Source organism: Rhizobium sp. AN6A (assembly GCF_900215635.1).
Lineage (GTDB): Bacteria > Pseudomonadota > Alphaproteobacteria > Rhizobiales > Rhizobiaceae > Agrobacterium > Agrobacterium tumefaciens.
Window position 1 is genome coordinate 50,693 of record NZ_OCNC01000003.1, and the last position, 19,564, is coordinate 70,256.

Consider the following 19,564-nt stretch of genomic DNA (forward strand, 5'->3'; position numbering starts at 1 on the left):
CAACTACGGGCGAGACGGCAAAAGAGTTTCAGGCGCCGGACAAAATTCTGAAAAATTTGCGCGCCGCTGAAACTTATCGATCCGCTCCTTCGTATCTGTCGCAGGCCGTAAAACTGAATTGTGAATGCAATAGCGAGGAAACATGTTCGATACCGAAGCCAAAAGAAAAGACAGCCGGCGAAACATCGCCGTGATCGGAACAGGCATTTCCGGTCTGTCTGCAGCCTGGCTTTTGTCGAAACGGCATGATGTCACGGTTTTCGAGGCTGCGGACCGCGTCGGCGGCCACAGCAACACCGTGACGTTCAAAACTGAACAGGGGGCGGTGTCTGTCGATACGGGTTTCATCGTCTATAATGAGGTGACGTACCCCAATCTGACGGCACTGTTCAAAACGCTGGGAGTGCCGACCGCGGCCTCCGACATGTCCTTTGCCGTTTCGCTGGATGATGGCGGTTTCGAATATTCCGGCGGCTCGGGCTTCGGCCTTTTAGCGCAGAAGAGAAATGCCGTCAGACCGCGCTTCTGGGCAATGCTTGCCGACCTCTTGCGCTTTTATCGCAATGCCCCGCGCGATCTGCCGATGATGGGCGATATGTCGCTCGATGAGTATCTTTCTCAAAACAACTATGGCGACGCTTTTCGCAACGATCATCTTTACCCGATGGCAGCAGCCATATGGTCTACCCCGGCCATGGAAGTAGGCCGTTACCCGGCAGCACATTTCGTGAAGTTCTGCAGCAATCACGGCCTGCTGTTGCTGCGCAACCGACCCGTCTGGCGCACCGTTGTCGGCGGCAGCCGGGAATATGTGAAACGCCTCTCTGCGCCATTCACAGATCGCATTCGGCTCTCGACACCCGTGACACGCATCCACCGGCTAGCGGACGGGGTCGAGATCGCCAACAGTAACGGCGAATTCGAACGTTTCGACGATGTGGTGATTGCCACACACGCAGATCAGGCGCTGGAGATGCTGACGGACGCGACCCAGGCCGAACGGCGCATTCTCGGAGCGTTTGGCTATACGAAAAACAGGGCGGTACTGCACACGGACAGCAGTTTCATGCCCCGCAGGCGCGCCGCCTGGTCGAGCTGGAACTATGTGGCCGATACACGCATCGAAACGGGGCAGCCGAGCATCACCTACTGGATGAACAAGCTTCAGCCTCTGGGCGAAATCCCTGACACCTTCGTAACGCTGAACCCGACGCGCGAACCGGAAAAGGGAAAAATCATCACCGAGGAAACCTACCACCATCCTGTTTTCGATGCCGGCACCGAGCAGATGAGGCAGGAACTGTGGGCCTTGCAGGGATTGAGAAACACCTGGTTCTGCGGGGCCTACTTCGGCTCGGGTTTTCATGAAGACGGCATTCAGGCAGGACTTGCCGTCGCCGAGGATCTGGGCGGCCTGTCGAGGCCCTGGAAGGTTACCGATGATAGCGGCCGGATCGTCCGTCTGAATTTGGCTTCGCGGAAAAGAACGATCAAACTGGTTGAGGCGATCCCATGACGTCTCATTTCTCCTCCGCCCTTTTTCCCGGACATGTCATGCATGCGCGCTTCAAGCCGAAAGCGCACCGGCTGGCCTATCGCATTTACTCGCTGCTTCTCGACCTTGATGAACTCGATGCTCTTGACCGTAAGCTGCGGCTGTTCTCCGTCGATCGTTTCAACCTGTTTTCCTTTCACCGCCGGGACCGCGGCGACGGGAGCAAGGTAGAATTGCGCAACCAGATCGAGAACGCCATGACGGCCGCAGGCATGACCGTGGATGGTGGTCCGATACGTCTGCTCACCATGCCACGCATCCTCGGCTGGGCCTTCAATCCACTCAGCGTGTTTTTCTGCCACGGCCGGAACGGGTCTCTCAAAGCCATTCTCTGGGAGGTCGACAACACGTTCGGCGAGCGGCATTCCTACCTTATCCCGGTGGAGACCGAAGGTGCGGCCGAGATCGTCCAGCGCTGCGACAAGGCCTTCTATGTCTCGCCCTTCATGGACATGGATCTCCGTTATGTCTTTCGGGTCATTCCACCCGGCGACAAGCTGAAGATCGTTATCGATACATTTGACGACGACGGGCCAGTCCTGACTGCAAGGCATCTGGCGCGGCGTGTCGAGCTGACAGACGGCGCGCTCCTGAAGGCTTTTGTCACCATTCCCTTTCTTACCCTCAAGGTTGTTGCCGGCATCCATTGGGAAGCACTTAAAATATGGCTCAAGGGTGTGCGGCTGAGAAAACGACCGCGTCCACCGTCTGCCCCTGTCTCCTTCATTCACCCATCACCATCGCAAATCGAGGCCAAACTTCATGACCCCGTTTGATAATCTCAACGAACTATCGCTGGAAAACACGCAGATGCGGCAACGCACCGGTCCCGAAGGCTGGCTCATGGCCAAGCTCTTGAACAACGTCTCCAAGGGCAGACTGCGCGTCATGCTGCCCGGTGGCGGCATGATTGAGAAATCCGGGGAACATGAGGGCACCGAGGCGACGCTTGTTCTCCATCGCTCGCGCGCGCTACGGCGGCTCATCCTCAATGGCGACATCGGTTTTGCCGAGGGTTACATCGAAGACGACTGGTCTACACCGGATCTGACGGCCCTGATCCGTTTTGCGGCGCAGAACAACGACGCTTTCGGGGGATCGACGCGCGGCAGCCTGCCCATGCGCCTCATCAATCGCCTTGGCCACCGGCTGAACGCCAATACAAAGCGCGGAAGCCGCCGCAACATCGAGGCCCATTACGATCTCGGCAACGAGTTCTACCGGCAATGGCTCGATTCCTCGATGCTCTATTCGTCGGCGATTTTCGACGATACGACGCCAACGCTTGAGGCGGCCCAACTCAAAAAACTCAACCGCATCGTCGACAAACTGCAATTGAGCGGCGGTGATAGCGTATTGGAGATAGGTTGCGGCTGGGGCGCGCTTGCAATCCACCTCGCGACCCAGGCGGATGCCAACGTTACCGGCCTCACCCTTTCGCCCTCCCAGTTGAATTGGGCAAAGGCGGCAGCGGAAAAAACCGACAAGGCGGAGCATATCGATCTCAGGCTCGAGGACTATCGCGATGTCGAAGGCAAGTTCGACCGCGTCGTTTCCGTCGAGATGTTCGAAGCGGTCGGCGAGGCCTATTGGCCGAGCTATTTCGAAACTCTGAAACGCTGCCTGAAACCCGGCGGGCGCGCGGTGCTGCAAATCATCTCCATTGAACCTGCCCGGTTCGATAATTACCGGCGAAACGCGGACTTCATCCAGAAATACATCTTTCCGGGCGGCTTTCTGCCATCTGACGAAGCCCTTGAAAGAGCAATCGGCAGAGCGGGCCTCAGCCTCACCGATACCGAGCTTTTCGGCCAGTCCTATGCCCGCACGCTGGCGGAATGGCGGCAGCGTTTCCATGCGCGCTGGCAGACAATCTCGCTGCTGGGTTTCGATGACCGCTTCAGGCGGCTCTGGGATTATTACCTCTGCTACTGCGAAGCCGGCTTTACCGAGGGAACCATCAATGTCGGCTTCTACACGATCGAGCACAAATAAGAGCGGGGCAACAACAGCGGAGAAAGACGATGAAAATCAATCCCTTGATAATCGCATCCGTTCTGGGTCCGATGTTTGCGGCCTCTGGTGCCGGAGCAGCCGACATCGACGGAAATTGGGCACGCGGCGACGGCAACGCGAAAGTGCTGATCGCGCCCTGCGGCGACAATATCTGCGCCACCAATACCTGGATCAAACCGGGCACGCCCAAGGAAAAGACCGGTGACCGGCTGATCATGACCATAAAGCCCGATGAAACAGGCGTCTATTCGGGCACAGCCTTCGATCCGCAACGCGACAAATCCTACAAGATAACCGTGACGGTTGATGGCAACAGCATGACCACCAAGGGCTGCATCGTCGCTGGTCTCCTGTGCAAGGGCATTACCTGGGCCCGCATCAACTAGACTCTGGAAAGGACAAACCGATGAAAACCTATATCTCAGCCTACTTCTTCACCCTCATCGCCTTTCTGGTGATCGACTTCATCTGGCTGAGCACCATGGCGTCACGCCTTTATCGCCCGGCGATCGGCGATCTTCTGGCTGAGAACTTCCGGCTGGCCCCGGCTATCATCTTTTATCTCATCTACGCGGCCGGACTGACCTTTCTTGCGGTTCGTCCGGCCCTCATATCAGGCCAGTGGACGACCGCGTTGCTTTATGGTGCCGCCGTCGGCTTCATGGCCTATGCCACATATGATCTCACCAATCAGGCAACTTTGAAGAGCTGGTCCACGACATTGACCATCGCAGATCTTCTGTGGGGCACCTTCGTCTCCGCAGCCGCTGCCATCATCGGTTACCTCGTCACCGTACGGCTGGTCGGTCCACTGCAAAATCCAGCAGGTGTGTTATGACAGCGACCATCCCTGCCGGCTGCTTTCCCCCGGCCAATTTATGGCCGGGACGACGTGAACTTCATTTCGCGCATGCCTTGCCTTCCCACAAAGGACAACCCTATATAGGAGGCGCAAGAAGGGATGTTCGAATGCAGGGTACAGAGATAGCAACGCTCATAAACCGCGTCGGCATGGGCGATCGCTCGGCATTCGTTTCCCTCTATCAAGCCACCAGCCCGAAGCTTTATGCCATCTGCCTGAAAATCCTGCGTGACAGGACCGAAGCAGAAGAAGCGCTTCAGGAAGTCTATATCAAGATCTGGCAACGAGCCCTCACATTTGCCGCAAGCGCCGGCACACCGTCGACGTGGCTTGCCGCAATCGCCCGCAACCATGCGATCGATACGATCAGGGCCCGCAAACCCGTGGGCGACGACATTGACGAAGCCTATGACCTTGCCGATGACAGCATCCGTAATCCGGAGCAGCAGGTCGTTCTGGCCGATGAGGGTCGCAGGATCGACAATTGCATGCAGGAACTTGAAACCGTTCATGCGCAGGCGGTGCGTCGGGCCTATATCGAAGGGCTGAGCTATATCGAACTCGCCAAAGAATTGCGGGTGCCACTCAATACCGTCAGAACCTGGCTGCGGCGAAGCCTTCTCAAACTCAGAGAGTGCATGCAGCGATGACCACGAGCGAAAACAGCGAGGGCATGCATTCGCGCGACGAAATCCTCGCTGGCGAATATGTGCTCGGCGTGCTGCCGTTCGAAAAGCGTCGTGAGGTCGAGCGGCGCATGCAGGACGACAGGGTCTTCGCGCAACTGGTCCACCGTTGGGAAAGCGAATTTTCAGACTTCAACGTGGATTACGAAGAACAGGCGCCGAGTGCGGCCATTCTCGCCCGCATCGAAGAACGCCTGTTCGGCAGCAAGACCAGCAACGCCAATGGCAGCTTGTGGAGTTCCGCATCCTTCTGGCGATGGATATCGGTCGCCACGAGCGCGACTGCCGTTGCCGCAATCGTTTACGCCGCATTTCCCGAAAAATGGCAGGGCACAGCTCCGCTGGTAGCCGAACTTTCGACAACGGACAGTCAGGTCAACCTCCTTGCATCCTATGATGCAGAGACCGGCAGGATGCACATTGTACCGGTTGCGACCGGCAAGGCCGATGAGAAATCACTGGAACTGTGGCTCGTGATGGATGGCGGCAAGACCCGTTCGCTCGGCGTCTTCCAGCCCGGAACGAATGGCGATCTCATTATCCCGACGGATATGCGTAACAACATTTCGGAAGGCACGACCTTCGCGATCAGCGTGGAACCCTTCGGTGGCTCACCAACTGGTCAGGCAACCGGCCCTGTTATCGCGATCGGCACCGCACGAAGGCAGCTTTAAGGCGTCACGTCTTGCTGCGCTTTTGCCAACTGCTGAAACATGATTTCAGTCCGCGCACTCTTGCGTGGTTGCGCAATCGTCGAGCATTGCCAGCGCGTTCTTTATTGCGGCACCGGAGGCCGTATTGTCGAAAACGCACCAGGATTCGGCGGAAAGGCGTTTTCTAAACGAGAGGATTTCGGCGGCGCTGTAGTCGGAATAATAAATCCGGGGAGCGCCGTGCAGCCGGACATATCTGGGCGGCTCGGAAAAATCACTCGCTGGCCATACCGGTGCAGGATCGGCCAGCACACGATCAACGGCATAGCGTTTCAGAACCTCTTGCGCTGACTGCGTGGCCCAACTTGTGTGACGCGGTTCGAGCACGAGCATGCCGGGAAAGGTCTCACGCATAGTATCTAACGCGGCCTCTGCGTCGGAGGCATCAAATGTGAGATTGGGTGGCAACTGGCACAATAGGGGTCCAAGCTTGCCATCCAGCGGCGCAAGTTCCCCAACAAATGCCTTGAAGACTTGTCCGATTTCCCGCAACCGGCGCTCATGCGTAATCTCGCGCGGCAGCTTCACGGCGAAGCGGAAGTCATCGGGCACCGAATTTGCCCAACGCTCGAACGTCGTCGGCCGGTGGTGGCGATAAAAGGTGGAGTTGATCTCAACGCCGTTGAATACGGCAGCATATCGGCTAAGCCCACTTCCCATTTCAGGAAAACGGTGCGCCACAGTCTTGGGGATCGACCATCCAGCTGTTGCAATGACCGGCACTTTCACCTGCCCCCGAGGCTTTCAAAGAGAAGGCCGGCACAAGCCGACCTTCCCTGATTCTAACGCTTAGCGTCTGTAACGCAGACGTTCCTGTTCGATTTCAGTGGGCTCATAAGGATCGAGCGTGTCGTCAAACCGTGACCAACCGTCTTCGGCATAAGCCGCGCGCCGCTTGTCCGGATCGACCCAGTTCGACTGGCGCAGGACTTCCTCGGCGTCCGTGTAAAGGCTGTCCTCGACCTTCGCGGTCACCAGCGTGCCACCCCGGCGAACGCCTTCTGCATAGACATGGGCATGGTCTTCGGAAACGCCGGCGTCCGTCAGCGCGCCGATAAGGCCGCCGGCGGCACCGCCTGCAACGGCACCGGCCACAGCGCCTGCAGCCGTCGCGGCAAGCCAGCCTGCCGCAACCACCGGTCCGACGCCGGGAATTGCCATGATGCCAAGGCCTGTCAACAGGCCGCCGACACCACCGACGGCAGCGCCGATGCCGGCACCCGTGCCTGCGCCTTCAGCAGCTTTTGTATCATTGCCATGGCGTTCGTCTGCATTGTTGGAAACAATGCTGATATCTTTAGACGGCACGCCGCGTTGTTCCAGTGCATTAACGGCTGCGCTGGCATCGGAGTAGTCGTCGAAAAGTCCGGTAACGGTCTTCATAGGATTCTCCCAAAGATTGAATTAGTTAGCGACAATATTGCCCTGATAGTCGAGCGCCACGTTTACGGACTTGCCGTCTTTCGAGGCCTTGGCCTGCCACACGCCCTTGTCGTCGAGCGTAAGACCGGTCACATCGGCATATCCGGCGTCCATAAGGCGTTTATTCGCCTGTTCCTCGGTAAAGCTGTTTGCGCCTTCCACAGGCGCAGTCGCATTCTTGGTGTCTGGCGTAGCGACGGCCGGCTTGCTGCCATCGGTGGCTGGAGCGGTGGACGTCTGAGCGAAGGCGCCAAGGGTCGACGCGCCGAGAAGCGCGGCGGCTAAAAGAAGCTTTTTCATGATTTTTCCTCGTTGTAGCCTTCAGTGCAGGCTCGACAAGGAAACAACATGCCGGGCCTCATGGTTCCGCCGATCTGAAAATAGAATTTGCAGGCCTTGCCGTTCCATCATCGTCGAAACGCCATAGAACTATCTCTGCCGGATACGGAACGTCCGCCTATTCAACCGGTTACTGGCTTCACCGCGATGCCACCGCAGACCGGAATGTGAATTCTTTTCCCGCAGCAGGAACATCGTCTCCACTCAGGGGTTGTCCAAGTACATCATTCAAAGTTGATCGGATTCCCACATGCCTGCGGAAACTACATTGCATGACCTGTTCCTCGATACGCTCAAGGACATCCGTCTCGCCGAACAGCAAGTGCTGAAGGCTCTGCCGAAGACCGTGCGGGGACCCTTCCAAGCTCAGGCCGCCTTTTAGGGCGGCTTTTTCATTTCCGGGTCGGATAGGCCCCTTCCAATTCAGGAGCCACACCATGGCCAAGACCACCTCCACATCACCAAGCGACAAGACCGAAACAGTGACGATTCACGACCAGAAGCTGGAGCGTGGTGCCGGCGGCGAGCTGCACCAGACAGCCGAAAACGACGGGCCGGTGCTGACGACGGCTCAAGGGGGTCCGGTCGCAGACGACCAGAATTCTCTAAGGGTCGGGCCGCGTGGGCCGCTCGTCGTGGATGATTTCCATTTCCGCGAAAAGATCTTCCATTTCGACCACGAGCGCATTCCCGAGCGCGTCGTGCATGCGCGCGGTTACGGCGCGCATGGCTTCTTCGAGACCTACGAGTCCTTCTCAGCATACACGAAGGCGGATTTCCTACAGCGCGCCGGCGAAAAAACACCAGCCTTCGTCCGCTTCTCGACGGTTGCGGGCAACAAGGGCTCAGCTGACCTTGCGCGCGATGTGCGCGGTTTCGCAGTGAAGCTCTATACACAGGAAGGCAACTGGGATCTCGTCGGCAATAATATTCCTGTCTTCTTCATTCAGGACGCCATCAAGTTTCCCGACCTGATCCACGCCGCCAAGCAGGAACCTGACCGGGCCTTTCCGCAGGCGCAGACGGCCCATGACAATTTCTGGGACTTCATCAGCCTCACGCCGGAAAGCATGCATATGGTCATGTGGGCGATGTCGGATCGTACGATACCGCGGTCTTTCCGCTTCATGGAGGGTTTCGGCGTTCATACCTTCCGCCTGGTCAATGCCAAGGATGAATCGACCTTCGTCAAGTTCCACTGGAAGCCGAAGCTCGGGCTTCAATCGGTCGCCTGGAACGAGGCGGTCAAGATCAATGGCGCCGATCCCGATTTCCATCGCCGCGATCTCTGGCAGGCGATCCAGTCCGGCAACTTCCCGGAATGGGAATTGCAGGTGCAGCTCTTCGATCAGGAGTTTGCCGACAGCTTCGATTTCGACGTGCTCGATCCGACAAAGATCATCCCCGAGGAAATCCTGAAGCCACAGCCGGTCGGACGACTGGTGCTCGACCGCATGCCCGACAACTTCTTTGCCGAAACCGAGCAGGTTGCGTTCATGACGCAGAACGTGCCGCCGGGTATCGACTTCAGCAATGATCCGCTATTGCAGGGCCGCAACTTTTCCTATCTCGACACCCAGCTGAAACGCCTTGGCGGGCCAAACTTCACCCATCTACCGATCAATGCACCGAAGTGTCCCTTCGCGCATTTCCAGCAGGATGGCCACATGGCCATGCGCAATCCTGTTGGCAGGGTGAATTACCAGCCGAACTCGTTCGGTGAAGGCCCGAGGGAATCGCCGAGCCGTGGTTATCGCCATTTTCCGGCAGAAGAACAGGGGATCAAGGCGCGACTGCGCCCCGAGAGCTTTGCCGACCACTACAGCCAGGCACGGCAGTTCTATATCAGCCAGACCCCGCCAGAACAGCGTCATATCGCGGCAGCCCTCACATTCGAACTGAGCAAGGTGGAAACAGCCGTGATCCGCGAACGCATAGTGTCGCATCTCATGAACATCGACGAGACGCTGGCAAACACCGTTGCGCAGAAGCTAGGTTTCAAGTCCATGCCGAAGCCGGCGGATGCGGCCATGCCGACACGTCAGGATCTGGAACCCTCGCCGGCGCTCAGCATCGTCGAGCGTGGCCCGAAACGCTTCGAAGGCCGCAAGCTTGGTGTACTCGTCACCGATGGTGTCGACGCCAAATTGCTGAACGGCCTGATGTCGGCGATTACCAAGGAAAAAGCCGTCTGCGAATTGATAGCCCCGAAAGTCGGTGGCGTCACCGCCTCGGACGGGAGCTGGTTTGCGGCCCATCACATGATCGACGGCGGGCCATCGGTTCTCTTCGATGCGGTTGCACTGCTGACCTCTGCCGAGGGGATAGACGATCTGGTCAACGAGGCGACGGCGCGTGACTTCGTGGCCGATGCTTTCCAGCACTGCAAGTTCATCGGTTACGACCAGTCGGCGCTGCCATTGCTGGAAAAGGCCGGTATCGCAGGCGACCTTGACGAGGGTACGATTATCCTCCCAGGTGAGGAAGGCCTCGCTGGCTTCGTATCGAACCTCGGCAAGCTGCGTGTCTGGGGCCGGGAACCTTCCGTAAAACTCGGCAAGGCTTCACCGCCAGTAAAGTAAAATCACCGGCGGGCGCGGCAACAATGCCGCGCCTTGATGATGCATGATCGCCCGCCCGAGGGCGTGAAAGCGTTTCAGCCTGAACAACATCAAGATGGCTCACACAGGATGGTATTGAATGAAGATACGCGCCGGGTTCGATATTGCTTATGAATGCGAGAATGAGACGGCAATGCTGCTTGTTCTCAACGTCCACCCCAGCCGGCGCGCTGATCTGCTCACCGAACAGGTGCTGACCTTCGACAGGCCGATCGAGGCCTGGGGTTATATGGATATCTTCGGAAACGCCTGCAGCCGCATAACCGCACCGCCTGGCGTGACGACGATCTCGACGCGGTTCGACATATATGACGGCGGCCTGCCCGATCCCGTTCCTGAAAACGCTTTCCAGCACGATATCAAGGATTTACCAGACGATGTTCTAGTATTCCTGCTGGGCAGCCGTTACTGCGATACCGACCGCCTGGCAGACTTCGCCTGGAAAAACTTCTCGGCAACGCCGCTCGGCTGGCCCCGCGTGCAGGCGATCCTCGATTTTGTGCATTCCCATATTGTCTTCAACTACGAGAAAGCCGATCCGCTCAGGACGGCATATGGCGGCTTCACCGACCGGACCGGGGTTTGCCGCGATTTCGCACATCTTGCGATCACACTCTGCCGTTGCATGAATATACCCGCTCGCTATTGCACCGGCTATCTCGGTGATATCGGCGTGCCGAAAGACCCCAATCCGATGGATTTCAGCGCCTGGTTCGAGGTCTATCTCAGCGGCCGCTGGTATACGGTCGATGCCCGTCACAACAGGCCCCGCATCGGACGCATCTTGATGGCGACAGGTCGAGATGCGACGGACGTCGCCCTGTCCACCGCCTTCGGACCGGCTATCCTGAAGCGGTTCGAAGTCATTACGGAAGAACTGGCCGGATAACGACGGGTAGCGGCACCGGTCTCGCTCGACCTAGACGGAGGCGACCTGAATGACCTCGGGAGCGGAGCCGTATGTCGACTTGTTCTGACGATGAAAGGCGATGAATTCCTCGGCCGGAAGCGGCTTGGAAAACAGCCAGCCCTGACCAAAATCCACACCATGTTCCCGCAGATAGGCCGCCTGCTCCGGCCTCTCGATACCTTCCGCAACGGAAAACAGTCCAAGCTCACGCGCCATCTCGATAATATGGAGCGTCACGGTGCTGGTTGCCGTGTTTCTGCCGATCGTATCAACGAAGGACTTATCGATTTTCAGGGCGTCCAACGGCAGTCCCTGCAAATACTGAAGGCTGGAATAGCCAGTTCCGAAATCGTCAATTGCCACGGAATGCCCGGCCTTGCGTGCTCTATCCAACGTCACGCGCGCCGCGTCGATGTCGATGAAACCGCGCTCGGTCGCTTCAAGCCATATCTGCTCCTTGCGTATATCCGCGCGGGCAAGGCGTTGATCGATGAAGTCCAGTATCCGGCCTGATTTTACATCTTCGGCGCAGAGATTGATGGCGATATGTGCGCTGCGATCCCCAACGAGCATGGTACCAAGATCTGCAATAATGGCTTCGACGACCTGATCGGTGATGGGCTCTATCAGCCCTGTTTCTTCCGCCAGCGGAATGAAGAGGTCTGGCCTCACCAGCGTGCCATCAGGCCGCCGCCAGCGGACGAGCGCTTCGGCGCCAACGCATATATTGGTCTTGAGTTCGATGATCGGTTGATAGTGGACGATGAATTCACGGTTCTGGACTGCGATTCCCAGTTCCGTTTCCGGCGACAACCGCTTGCGCGACATCCAGATGACGATGCCGACGATAAAGAGCGCAATGAATGCGCCGATGGGCAAAAGGATAGTCAACTCCCGCACCAGCCTCGTTCGCAAGGCCGCCCTTGGCTCGAGAACCACCGCCGTCAGCGCGTTCTCCTTTACCACCGAATAAAGCCATGCGTCCGTCGTGCCCTGCCCCTCTTTTGTCGGCAACGTGGCGAGAACCCCTGTGTCGGGAAGGTTCTGCGTGCTGATGACCGCAGCTTTATCGTTGAGGATCGCGAGAGACATCCCGTCCCGAAGCACAATATCAGCAAACCTGGAAGGTGCGACGAGCGCGTTGTGGTGGCCGAGATGCAGGCTCGTCATCTGGTCGCCGTGGCTGATGCCGGGCTGGATACGCAACGTCACTTCAAGGCCCTCCGGTGTGACGTAGTCGACATGAGATTTGGCTACGTCGCCAGCCGCGCGGCCCCAGGAGGTGCATTTGATGAAGCCGTTTTCGAAATAGCCAATCTCCTCGATTGAGGGGACGTTGATCGTCACCATCCGCATTTGTGCAATATGCTGATCCGAACATGCGGGAAGGTGCGCGGTTTCAATTGCTTCCAATGCCCCTTGCGCTTGCCTGAATGTATTTCCGGCACGCACAAGCGATCTTTCGGCGACGAGGTCGAGAATGAAGAGTTCTTTTTGAATGGCGACACGCCAGGACGTCCAGGCCATGGCGGCGATGGGCAACGCTGCGCCGACTATGGCCAGAAATATCCCCACGGCTATCACACGCCAACGTCGTGACTGCATCATCACTCTCCAAAAGGTAGTCGGGACATCAGTGTCGCAATCTCCTTAATTTTTGCTGTGTGCGGAACGGTGAAAACCGGGTGATGCAAATTATGATTTCTGCCGTCGGCGCAATCTGAAAATCACCGTGACGGCAGGAACGCGGGGCCGATGATCCAGTTACCCCCAAGAAGACATCACGTCCCTGTCGAAGTTCAGTCCCGGTGCGATTACGATGCGAAAACAAAGCGTTCCAGTTTGCCGAGCGTCTGCTGACCCAGTTCGATAGCCCCAAAACCCTTCGCGTCCTGGAACTCGGCTTCCGTGCTGAACACCATGCCGAGCACGACCTTCGTCGCGCCGTCCTGATCCTCGAACGAAGCCCAGGCGTCGGCATCTTTCGGCCCGTTTTCGCCCCAGAGCAGCGTGTAGCCGATCCTCTCCTCAGGCCTGACCTCGATATATCGATGATGGTTCGGGAAGACCGTGCCGTCGGGTCCGATCATGTCGAACACCCATTCGCCGCCGGTTCGCAGATCGATCCTCTTCGTGCGACACGAAAACCCTTCCGGTCCCCACCATTGCGGCAGCGTCTCGGAATTCATCCAGGCGTTCCAGACGATGTTGCGCGGCGCCCTTATCGTTCGCTCCAGCACCATTGTCCGTTTGGCCACCTCGGCCAGATTGTTAAGACCGGCACCGAAGCCCTGCCGGTAACCCGCCTGCATATCCGCAGCCAATGAGGAAAGCTGCACGGTTACGACAACGCGACTGCCCTGCTCCGTCGCCGAAAAATCAGCGGTCACCAGCGCCGCAGACTGCGTCATGTCACCGGACGACACCACCTCGTAATTGACGCTGCGCAAGGCTGGCTGCAATTCCAGCCACCCGCATTCGCAGCGAATATCCGGCTGCCCATCGACCTTGCAGAGCGAAACTTCGCGCCCGCCCACGCTGGTATCGGCTTCCAGAAACTGCACTGTCACGGCGGGCGTGGGCGCTGCCCAGACAGCCCGCGCGGCAGGCGACGTCCACACTTGCCAGAGGACCGGTAATGGAACAGCGACCACCCTTTCGAAGCTCAGTGTCGCAAAGCGGCCATCGCCAAGATGGGGTTCGGCACGGGTGCCGTCCTGATTGAGTGTCGACATCATTCCGGGCGCTCCTTCGCAGCCTGCATTGCAAATGCTTCCAACCGGTCGAGCCGGCTCTCCCAAATGGCCCGCTGTTCATCGAGCCATGTCCGCACCGGCTCCAGAGCCTCGGGCACGATGGCGCAGGTGCGCACCCGCCCATCCTTGGAGGTGCGGATAAGCCCCGCCTCCTCCAGTACTGACAGATGCCGCATCACGGTCGGCAGACGCAGCCCCGTGGGAGCGGACAATTCCATGACGCGGGCAGGCCCTTCCGCAAGCTTTGTCAGAATAGACCGGCGCGTCGGATCGGCCAGAGCCTGAAAGATCAGCGATAGTTCGGGCGAATGCTTAGTCATAATGCTAACTATCATGCAGTACGGCTCTAACGCAAGGAAAACTTCGTCGATTAGCTAAGTGTTTGACCGTGAGCATTTGTTGGCCGGCCGCGCAAAGGAAAACGCCGGAGCGTTGCCCCGGCGTTTCATTTTTTAAGCCACCAGACCCTTGGTCAGTTCCAGCGCCTGCCGCTCGAACAGCCGGCGATAGATGCCGTCGTTCAGACGGATCAGCGCCCGGTGGTCGCCCTCTTCGACAATCTTGCCCTTGTCGAACACCAGCAGACGGTCAAGCGCCCGCACGGTGGAAAGCCGGTGCGCAATGACCAGCGTGGTGCGGCCATCCATCAGGCGTTCCATGGCCTCCTGGATCTGCACTTCGCTTTCGCTGTCGAGGCTCGATGTCGCCTCGTCCAGAATCAGCACCGGTGCATCCGCGAGGAAGGCACGTGCAATGGCGACACGCTGGCGCTCCCCGCCAGACAATTTCACGCCGCGCTCACCCACCATCGTCTCATAACCCTTGGGAAGGGACATGATGAAGTCATGGGCGCTCGCCTGCCTCGCCGCCTGCTCGATCTCACGCCGCGAGGCGCTCGGCCGGCCATAGGCGATGTTTTCCGCCAGCGTGCGGTGGAACAGGATGGGTTCCTGCTGCACGATGGCGATCTGGCTGCGCAGGTTTGCCTGCCTGGCCTTGGCGATGTCCTGCCCGTCAATGCGGATCGAGCCGGAATTCACATCGTAAAGCCGCTGGATAAGCTTGACGAAGGTCGTCTTTCCCGAACCCGAATGCCCGACCAGCCCCACACGCTCACCCGACCTGATGGTGACCGAAAAGTCCTCATAGAGCGGGCTGGGATGCGCGCCATATTGAAAAGTGACGTTGTCAAAAACGATTTCGCCCTTCTCTATCCTGATCGGCCTGGCATCCGGCCTGTCTTCGACACCCAAAGGCATCTTGTCGAGCAACACCAACTCTTCCATGTCGTTGACGGCACGTTGCAGGTTACGGATGTGTTGACCGACATCGCGCAAATAGCCCTGCAGGACGAAGAACATCGCCAGCACGAAGGTGATGTCGCCCGGCGTCGCCAGTCCCTGCTGCCACATGACAAGGCCTGTTCCCAGAATACCGGCCTGCATGGACACCATCATGAAGCCCTGGACCGTGCCGTTCAGCGTGCCGCGTTTCCACGTCCTTCGCGTACGGTTGTCCCATTTGGCCAGCACATGGCGCAACCGCGCCTCTTCGCGGGTCTCGGCGCCAAAAGCCTTGACCACCGAATTACAGCTGACGGCATCCGCCAGCGCGCCACCGAGCTTGGTATCCCAGGCGTTTGCAAGTCTTGCCGCCGGCGATACGAAGCCCATGGAGAGCACCACGGTGACGCCGACATAGATCAGCGACCCCGTGCCCACGATTAAGCCCATGATCGGCCAGTAACTACCCAGCACGACGGTTGCGCCCACCAGCATGACGATGGAGGGCAACAGGGCGATAAGTAGCACGTCATTGAGTGAATCAAGTGCCCACATGCCACGCGTGATCTTGCGAACCGTGGAACCGGCAAAGCTGTTGGCGTGCCAGTCGGTCGAGAACCGCTGCACCCGGTAGAAACCGTTATTCGCCACATCCGCCATGGTTTTCAGCGTCAGCCTGATGATGCCGTTAAACACGAACCAGCGCAGGACTACGCTGGTCAAGCCCAGCGCCACGACGACGACAAAGGCGCGCAGCGCCCGGTCAGCCCCGTTGCCGCCGGCAATGGCATCGACGATCTGGCCGGAGAAAACCGGCACCATGACTTCGGCCAGCGTGCTGGCAATCACCAGCACAACAATAAAGCCCACCAATGCCCGCCGGTGGGTCCAATGGTGGAAAACAAAGCCGAGCACATGGCGATAGGCATCGGCGCGGAAATCGAGCTTCTTGCGAGACATTTAACCAGCACGGCGCCATGCGTTCGGCAACCGGTCCTCAAAAACGGAAGTTGGATGGCACAGCCCGGGCGGGAAACAAAATGATCCCGTAAGATCAATCGGGCTATGAAGGAAAACAAAACCGCATGTGGGGCGCGCTCGGGGCGGGCCACGAATGGAAATGACCTAGTGTCGGTTCATTCCACGCGGGAGGAACTTGATGAATGATGATGTCATGCAACGCCTCCCTATGTTCGATCTGACGCGGTGAGAAATTTTTACCTGAGCTGTTCGCCGTTGCCAACCGGGTAATTGCAACCTTATGGCAAGTGATGCGAAAACGACACATCAGCTGGTGTGACGGTAAAGAACGTGGCCGATGCCAATGAAAGCTTCGGCCACGGTTTTTGCGTGGTGGCGCTTCCCGCCGCACCCAGGCTCCTCCCGTGCGCGACGGGACATCTCTGGTCAATCCATCTGGACGTTTGCGTTCTTGACGACCGGTTCCCATTTGGCGATTTCCGCCGCAACGTGGCTTTTCAGCTCATCGGGCGAAGAACCGACGATCTTGGCGCTGAATTCGGCCATGCGGGCCGCCACACCCGGATCGGCAAGCGCTTTCTTGGCCGCCGCATTCAGTGTGCCCACCACATCGGCCGGCGTTCCGGCAGGCGCAAACAGCGCGTTCCACGTGTAGGTTTCATAACCGGGTACGGTTTCGGCAATGGTCGGCATATCCGGGAATGATGATGCCCGCTCGGCAGTCGTTACGCCAAGCGCCCGCAATGTGCCGGATTTGATGTGGCCGGACGACGACGGCAGATTGTCGAACATGATCGAAATCTGGTTGCCGAGAAGATCGTTGAGCGCGGGGCCGGCACCTTTATAGGGAACGTGCTGCATGCTCACACCGGTCATGCTCTTGAACAATTCCCCTGAAAGATGCAGCGGCGTGCCATTGCCGGAAGAGGCATAGGCATATTTGTCCGGCTCGGCTTTCAGAAGCGCGATCAATTCCGCGACGCTGTTGACGTTCAGCTTCGGATTGACAACAAGCACATTGGGAACCACGACCAGAAGCGAGACCGGGGCGAAATCCTTTTGCGGATCGTAAGGTTTTGTCTTGAGAATGAGCGGGTTCAAGGCATGGGTTGCAACCGTGCCCATCAGGATCGTGTAACCGTCAGGCTCTGCACGTGCGACACGGTCGGCACCGAGATTGCCGCCTGCACCGGCAACATTTTCAACGACGATCTGGTGACCAAGCTCATCACCCATTTTCTGTGCGATGACACGCGCAACCACGTCGGTTGAGCCACCTGCCGCGAAGGGAACGACCAGCGTGATCGTTCGATCAGGAAAACCCTGCGCGCTCGCCGTCAGTCCCATCATGCAAAAAGAAGCAGCCGTAGCCGCAAGTTTCAACACCATACGCCGTTTCAAAGACCGGTAATTCATGAACCCTCCTGTAGAATGGCCTCCCCGCCATCAGCGCATAGTAGCTCAAATGGACCTGAGAGCAAGCAACCGGCATCGCAAACCATGCGGGAAGGCCACGCGACACGCCGGCCCTGCAACGCTTGGCGGAACCGCGCGTTATAGCGGGCACAAAGCATTGAAATACCGGGGGCGACATGGACGACAGCGTAAACATTCCCAAGATCAACCGGCTCGTGTTGCAAAACCTCATAGCGGGTCTCAGCGACGGGTTGATCCTGCTCGAAAACGACGGAACGATAGCCTGGGCTAACAAGGCCGCCCTTCAGATGCACCGTATAGAGGCGATGCCGGAGCTTGGGGAGGATGCCGCTGCCTATCGGCGAAATTTCACGCTTCGATACCGCAACAACCATCTGCTTGATGAAGGGCAATATCCGCTTGAACGGCTTCTGGCGGGCGAGACCTTCGAAGATGTGACGGTAGAGATATCGCCAAGCGGCGATGAAGCGGAATGCTGGGTCCACACGGTGCGCGGCCTCGTTCTTGAAGATGCTGGCGCAAAACCGGATGTTCTGGTCTTGATCATCAGGGACGAAACGCCGCGTTTCGAGGCAGAGGCGCGCTTCGAAAGCGCCTTCAATGCCAATCCGGCGCCGGGGCTGATATGCCGGCTGGAGGACAAGCGTTTCATCCGCGTCAATCAAGGTTTCCTTGAGATGACCGGGTTCAGCCGTGAAGAGATCATCGGCATCAGCGTCGAGGAACTCGGCCTGTTTTCCGAGTGCGACACAGGCGAGGACGCCCTGAAAAAGCTGGAGGATGGCCGGCTCATCCGCCAGCGCGAGGCGCTCATTCCCATCCCCGGCGGCGACAGGCTGGTTATCGTGGCCGGCGAAACGATCGCCGTTGCCGAAGAACCCTGCATGCTGTTCACCTTCGCCGATCTGGACGGCCGCCGCAAAGCCCAGAACGCTCTGCGACAGAGCGAGGAGCGCTTCTTCAAGTCCTTTCGCCTGTCGCCTGTCCCGGCAGCGATTTCGAGGCTGGACGACTTCGTGCTGATGGAAGTCAATGACGCGTTTCTGGTCCTGTGCGGGCGCAACGAGGCCGAAGTCGTGGGCAAGACCGCCAGCGAATTGCGCCTATGGGAGGACGCGGGCGCGCGCCGCGATCTCGAAAAGCGGCTGAAGGACAACATCCCCATCCGCGATGAGAACATGCGCATGAATCTTTCCGGTGGCGGTTTGGCCGAATGTATCGTTTCCGCCGAACGCGCCGAGATCAACGATCAGATCTGTGTCATCTGGGCGATACAGGATGTGACTGAGCGGCGCAGAACCGAAAACGAACTGATTGAAGCGATCGAAAGCGTCATGACCGATACATCATGGTTCAGCCGGACGGTTGTCGAGCGGCTGGCGGGGCTGCGGCAGAACTCCCGCGGCACAACGCCTTCCGCCTCCCTCAAGGATCTGACCGAGCGCGAGGAGCAAATCCTGTCACTGATCTGCGATGGATGCAGCGACAAGGAAATGAGCGACAGGCTGAACCTCTCCAAGCATACGATCCGCAACCACATCGCCTCACTCTACGGCAAGATCGGCGTCAACCGCCGCACTGCCGCCGTGATCTGGGCACGCGAGCGCGGTTTTACCGGCCATAAGGAAAAATAACCGCAGCCAATGCGAAAATAGGTCAGTTTGTACCAGTTCAACTAGTAGCTAATGCTCTGCAAACCGTGATTTTCCCGAACTACCTTACCATCATGCCGTTACCAACAGCGGCACCCGCTAACGATGGAAGGAGTTCGTCATGGACAATAACCGTATCGAAGGTATCGCCCGTCAAGCCAAGGGCACCATCAAGGAAGCAGCCGGCAAGATCACCGGCAACGACAAGCTTCAGGCAGAAGGCAAGGCCGAGAAACTGGCTGGCCAGGCGCAGGAGAAGCTCGGACAGGCAAAGGACGCCGTCAACAAAGTTCTCAGGTGAACCATCTATGTTCAAGGCAGGAGGTTTCAC

The 19,564-nt window shown here is 58.3% G+C and carries 19 protein-coding genes and 1 pseudogene; 12 read left to right on the forward strand and 8 right to left on the reverse strand.

Going from position 1 to position 19,564, the window contains the following annotated elements; genetic code table 11:
• Nucleotides 1–142 precede the first annotated feature (142 nt).
• From CRO62_RS04185 to CRO62_RS04215, 7 genes are all read left to right on the forward strand, one after another.
• Nucleotides 143–1,516, forward strand: coding sequence for an NAD(P)/FAD-dependent oxidoreductase (locus CRO62_RS04185; RefSeq protein WP_097099327.1), 1,374 nt, complete (start codon nucleotides 143–145; stop codon nucleotides 1,514–1,516).
• A complete protein-coding gene (locus tag CRO62_RS04190; protein ID WP_097099328.1) occupies nucleotides 1,513–2,331 on the forward strand; it encodes a DUF1365 domain-containing protein in 819 nt (272 codons plus the stop codon). The genes CRO62_RS04185 and CRO62_RS04190 overlap by 4 nt, the downstream gene beginning before the upstream one ends.
• Complete coding sequence (locus CRO62_RS04195) at nucleotides 2,318–3,550, forward strand: SAM-dependent methyltransferase (RefSeq protein ID WP_097099329.1); 1,233 nt, start codon at nucleotides 2,318–2,320, stop codon at nucleotides 3,548–3,550. The genes CRO62_RS04190 and CRO62_RS04195 overlap by 14 nt, the downstream gene beginning before the upstream one ends.
• A 29-nt stretch (nucleotides 3,551–3,579) precedes the next feature.
• Complete coding sequence (locus tag CRO62_RS04200; protein WP_097099330.1) at nucleotides 3,580–3,957, forward strand: DUF2147 domain-containing protein; 378 nt, start codon at nucleotides 3,580–3,582, stop codon at nucleotides 3,955–3,957.
• A gap of 20 nt (nucleotides 3,958–3,977) precedes the next feature.
• Nucleotides 3,978–4,409, forward strand: coding sequence for a DUF2177 family protein (locus CRO62_RS04205; protein WP_004431395.1), 432 nt, complete (start codon nucleotides 3,978–3,980; stop codon nucleotides 4,407–4,409).
• A gap of 131 nt (nucleotides 4,410–4,540) precedes the next feature.
• Nucleotides 4,541–5,083: a sigma-70 family RNA polymerase sigma factor gene (locus CRO62_RS04210; protein ID WP_004431393.1), complete on the forward strand. Its 543-nt coding sequence runs from the start codon at nucleotides 4,541–4,543 to the stop codon at nucleotides 5,081–5,083.
• Nucleotides 5,080–5,793, forward strand: a complete 714-nt coding sequence (locus CRO62_RS04215) for an anti-sigma factor domain-containing protein (RefSeq protein ID WP_097099331.1) — start codon at nucleotides 5,080–5,082, stop codon at nucleotides 5,791–5,793. Before CRO62_RS04210 ends, CRO62_RS04215 begins: the two co-directional genes overlap by 4 nt.
• Before the next feature lie 45 nt (nucleotides 5,794–5,838).
• Here CRO62_RS04215 and CRO62_RS04220 read toward each other — a convergent pair whose 3' ends face one another.
• The 3 genes from CRO62_RS04220 to CRO62_RS04230 form a co-directional block, all read right to left on the reverse strand.
• Nucleotides 5,839–6,555, reverse strand: coding sequence for a DUF72 domain-containing protein (locus CRO62_RS04220; RefSeq protein WP_097100379.1), 717 nt, complete (start codon nucleotides 6,553–6,555; stop codon nucleotides 5,839–5,841).
• Between the two features lie 66 nt (nucleotides 6,556–6,621).
• On the reverse strand, nucleotides 6,622–7,215 hold the full coding sequence (locus CRO62_RS04225; RefSeq protein ID WP_097099332.1) for a general stress protein: 594 nt from the start codon (nucleotides 7,213–7,215) through the stop codon (nucleotides 6,622–6,624).
• Between the two features lie 21 nt (nucleotides 7,216–7,236).
• On the reverse strand, nucleotides 7,237–7,554 hold the full coding sequence (locus tag CRO62_RS04230) for a PepSY domain-containing protein (protein ID WP_097099333.1): 318 nt from the start codon (nucleotides 7,552–7,554) through the stop codon (nucleotides 7,237–7,239).
• Nucleotides 7,555–7,843: 289 nt separating this feature from the next.
• On the opposite strand from CRO62_RS04230, the pseudogene CRO62_RS27005 reads away from it, so the two are divergent.
• The 3 genes and pseudogenes from CRO62_RS27005 to CRO62_RS04240 form a co-directional block, all read left to right on the forward strand.
• Nucleotides 7,844–7,945: pseudogene (locus tag CRO62_RS27005) on the forward strand (DUF892 family protein); the annotation flags it as partial.
• A gap of 85 nt (nucleotides 7,946–8,030) precedes the next feature.
• A complete protein-coding gene (gene catE, locus CRO62_RS04235) occupies nucleotides 8,031–10,175 on the forward strand; it encodes a catalase C (RefSeq protein WP_097099334.1) in 2,145 nt (714 codons plus the stop codon).
• Between the two features lie 118 nt (nucleotides 10,176–10,293).
• The gene (locus tag CRO62_RS04240; RefSeq protein ID WP_097099335.1) at nucleotides 10,294–11,103 is read left to right on the forward strand and encodes a transglutaminase-like domain-containing protein; all 810 of its coding nucleotides are present in this window, start codon (nucleotides 10,294–10,296) and stop codon (nucleotides 11,101–11,103) included.
• Between the two features lie 30 nt (nucleotides 11,104–11,133).
• On the opposite strand, the gene CRO62_RS04245 is transcribed toward CRO62_RS04240, so the two are convergent.
• The 5 genes from CRO62_RS04245 to CRO62_RS04265 form a co-directional block, all read right to left on the reverse strand.
• Nucleotides 11,134–12,729 (reverse strand): EAL domain-containing protein, encoded by a 1,596-nt coding sequence (locus CRO62_RS04245; RefSeq protein ID WP_097099336.1) that lies wholly within the window; start codon nucleotides 12,727–12,729, stop codon nucleotides 11,134–11,136.
• A gap of 209 nt (nucleotides 12,730–12,938) precedes the next feature.
• Complete coding sequence (locus CRO62_RS04250) at nucleotides 12,939–13,862, reverse strand: SRPBCC family protein (RefSeq protein WP_097099337.1); 924 nt, start codon at nucleotides 13,860–13,862, stop codon at nucleotides 12,939–12,941.
• Nucleotides 13,859–14,200 carry an ArsR/SmtB family transcription factor gene (locus CRO62_RS04255; RefSeq protein WP_174004485.1) on the reverse strand — a complete coding sequence of 114 codons (342 nt, stop codon included), beginning with the start codon at nucleotides 14,198–14,200 and terminating at the stop codon, nucleotides 13,859–13,861. The genes CRO62_RS04250 and CRO62_RS04255 overlap by 4 nt, the downstream gene beginning before the upstream one ends.
• Before the next feature lie 132 nt (nucleotides 14,201–14,332).
• Nucleotides 14,333–16,123, reverse strand: coding sequence for an ABC transporter ATP-binding protein (locus tag CRO62_RS04260; protein WP_097099339.1), 1,791 nt, complete (start codon nucleotides 16,121–16,123; stop codon nucleotides 14,333–14,335).
• A 447-nt stretch (nucleotides 16,124–16,570) separates the two neighbouring features.
• Nucleotides 16,571–17,560 carry a Bug family tripartite tricarboxylate transporter substrate binding protein gene (locus tag CRO62_RS04265; protein WP_097099340.1) on the reverse strand — a complete coding sequence of 330 codons (990 nt, stop codon included), beginning with the start codon at nucleotides 17,558–17,560 and terminating at the stop codon, nucleotides 16,571–16,573.
• Between the two features lie 176 nt (nucleotides 17,561–17,736).
• Here CRO62_RS04265 and CRO62_RS04270 point away from each other — a divergent pair, with 176 nt between their 5' ends.
• Nucleotides 17,737–19,215 carry a PAS domain S-box protein gene (locus CRO62_RS04270; RefSeq protein WP_097099341.1) on the forward strand — a complete coding sequence of 493 codons (1,479 nt, stop codon included), beginning with the start codon at nucleotides 17,737–17,739 and terminating at the stop codon, nucleotides 19,213–19,215.
• Between the two features lie 139 nt (nucleotides 19,216–19,354).
• Nucleotides 19,355–19,534, forward strand: a complete 180-nt coding sequence (locus tag CRO62_RS04275) for a CsbD family protein (RefSeq protein ID WP_097099342.1) — start codon at nucleotides 19,355–19,357, stop codon at nucleotides 19,532–19,534.
• Nucleotides 19,535–19,564 lie beyond the last annotated feature (30 nt).

Excerpts from the sequence above, each read along its gene's own strand:
- CRO62_RS04185 (WP_097099327.1), top strand. The coding sequence starts at position 143 with ATGTTCGATACCGAAGCCAAAAGAAAAGACAGCCGGCGAAACATCGCC.
- CRO62_RS04190 (WP_097099328.1), top strand. The coding sequence starts at position 1,513 with ATGACGTCTCATTTCTCCTCCGCCCTTTTTCCCGGACATGTCATGCAT.
- CRO62_RS04195 (WP_097099329.1), top strand. The coding sequence starts at position 2,318 with ATGACCCCGTTTGATAATCTCAACGAACTATCGCTGGAAAACACGCAG.
- CRO62_RS04200 (WP_097099330.1), top strand. The coding sequence starts at position 3,580 with ATGAAAATCAATCCCTTGATAATCGCATCCGTTCTGGGTCCGATGTTT.
- CRO62_RS04205 (WP_004431395.1), top strand. The coding sequence starts at position 3,978 with ATGAAAACCTATATCTCAGCCTACTTCTTCACCCTCATCGCCTTTCTG.
- CRO62_RS04210 (WP_004431393.1), top strand. The coding sequence starts at position 4,541 with ATGCAGGGTACAGAGATAGCAACGCTCATAAACCGCGTCGGCATGGGC.
- CRO62_RS04215 (WP_097099331.1), top strand. The coding sequence starts at position 5,080 with ATGACCACGAGCGAAAACAGCGAGGGCATGCATTCGCGCGACGAAATC.
- CRO62_RS04225 (WP_097099332.1), bottom strand. The coding sequence starts at position 7,215 with ATGAAGACCGTTACCGGACTTTTCGACGACTACTCCGATGCCAGCGCA.
- CRO62_RS04230 (WP_097099333.1), bottom strand. The coding sequence starts at position 7,554 with ATGAAAAAGCTTCTTTTAGCCGCCGCGCTTCTCGGCGCGTCGACCCTT.
- catE (WP_097099334.1), top strand. The coding sequence starts at position 8,031 with ATGGCCAAGACCACCTCCACATCACCAAGCGACAAGACCGAAACAGTG.
- CRO62_RS04240 (WP_097099335.1), top strand. The coding sequence starts at position 10,294 with ATGAAGATACGCGCCGGGTTCGATATTGCTTATGAATGCGAGAATGAG.
- CRO62_RS04245 (WP_097099336.1), bottom strand. The coding sequence starts at position 12,729 with ATGCAGTCACGACGTTGGCGTGTGATAGCCGTGGGGATATTTCTGGCC.
- CRO62_RS04250 (WP_097099337.1), bottom strand. The coding sequence starts at position 13,862 with ATGATGTCGACACTCAATCAGGACGGCACCCGTGCCGAACCCCATCTT.
- CRO62_RS04255 (WP_174004485.1), bottom strand. The coding sequence starts at position 14,200 with ATGACTAAGCATTCGCCCGAACTATCGCTGATCTTTCAGGCTCTGGCC.
- CRO62_RS04260 (WP_097099339.1), bottom strand. The coding sequence starts at position 16,123 with ATGTCTCGCAAGAAGCTCGATTTCCGCGCCGATGCCTATCGCCATGTG.
- CRO62_RS04265 (WP_097099340.1), bottom strand. The coding sequence starts at position 17,560 with ATGAATTACCGGTCTTTGAAACGGCGTATGGTGTTGAAACTTGCGGCT.
- CRO62_RS04270 (WP_097099341.1), top strand. The coding sequence starts at position 17,737 with ATGGACGACAGCGTAAACATTCCCAAGATCAACCGGCTCGTGTTGCAA.
- CRO62_RS04275 (WP_097099342.1), top strand. The coding sequence starts at position 19,355 with ATGGACAATAACCGTATCGAAGGTATCGCCCGTCAAGCCAAGGGCACC.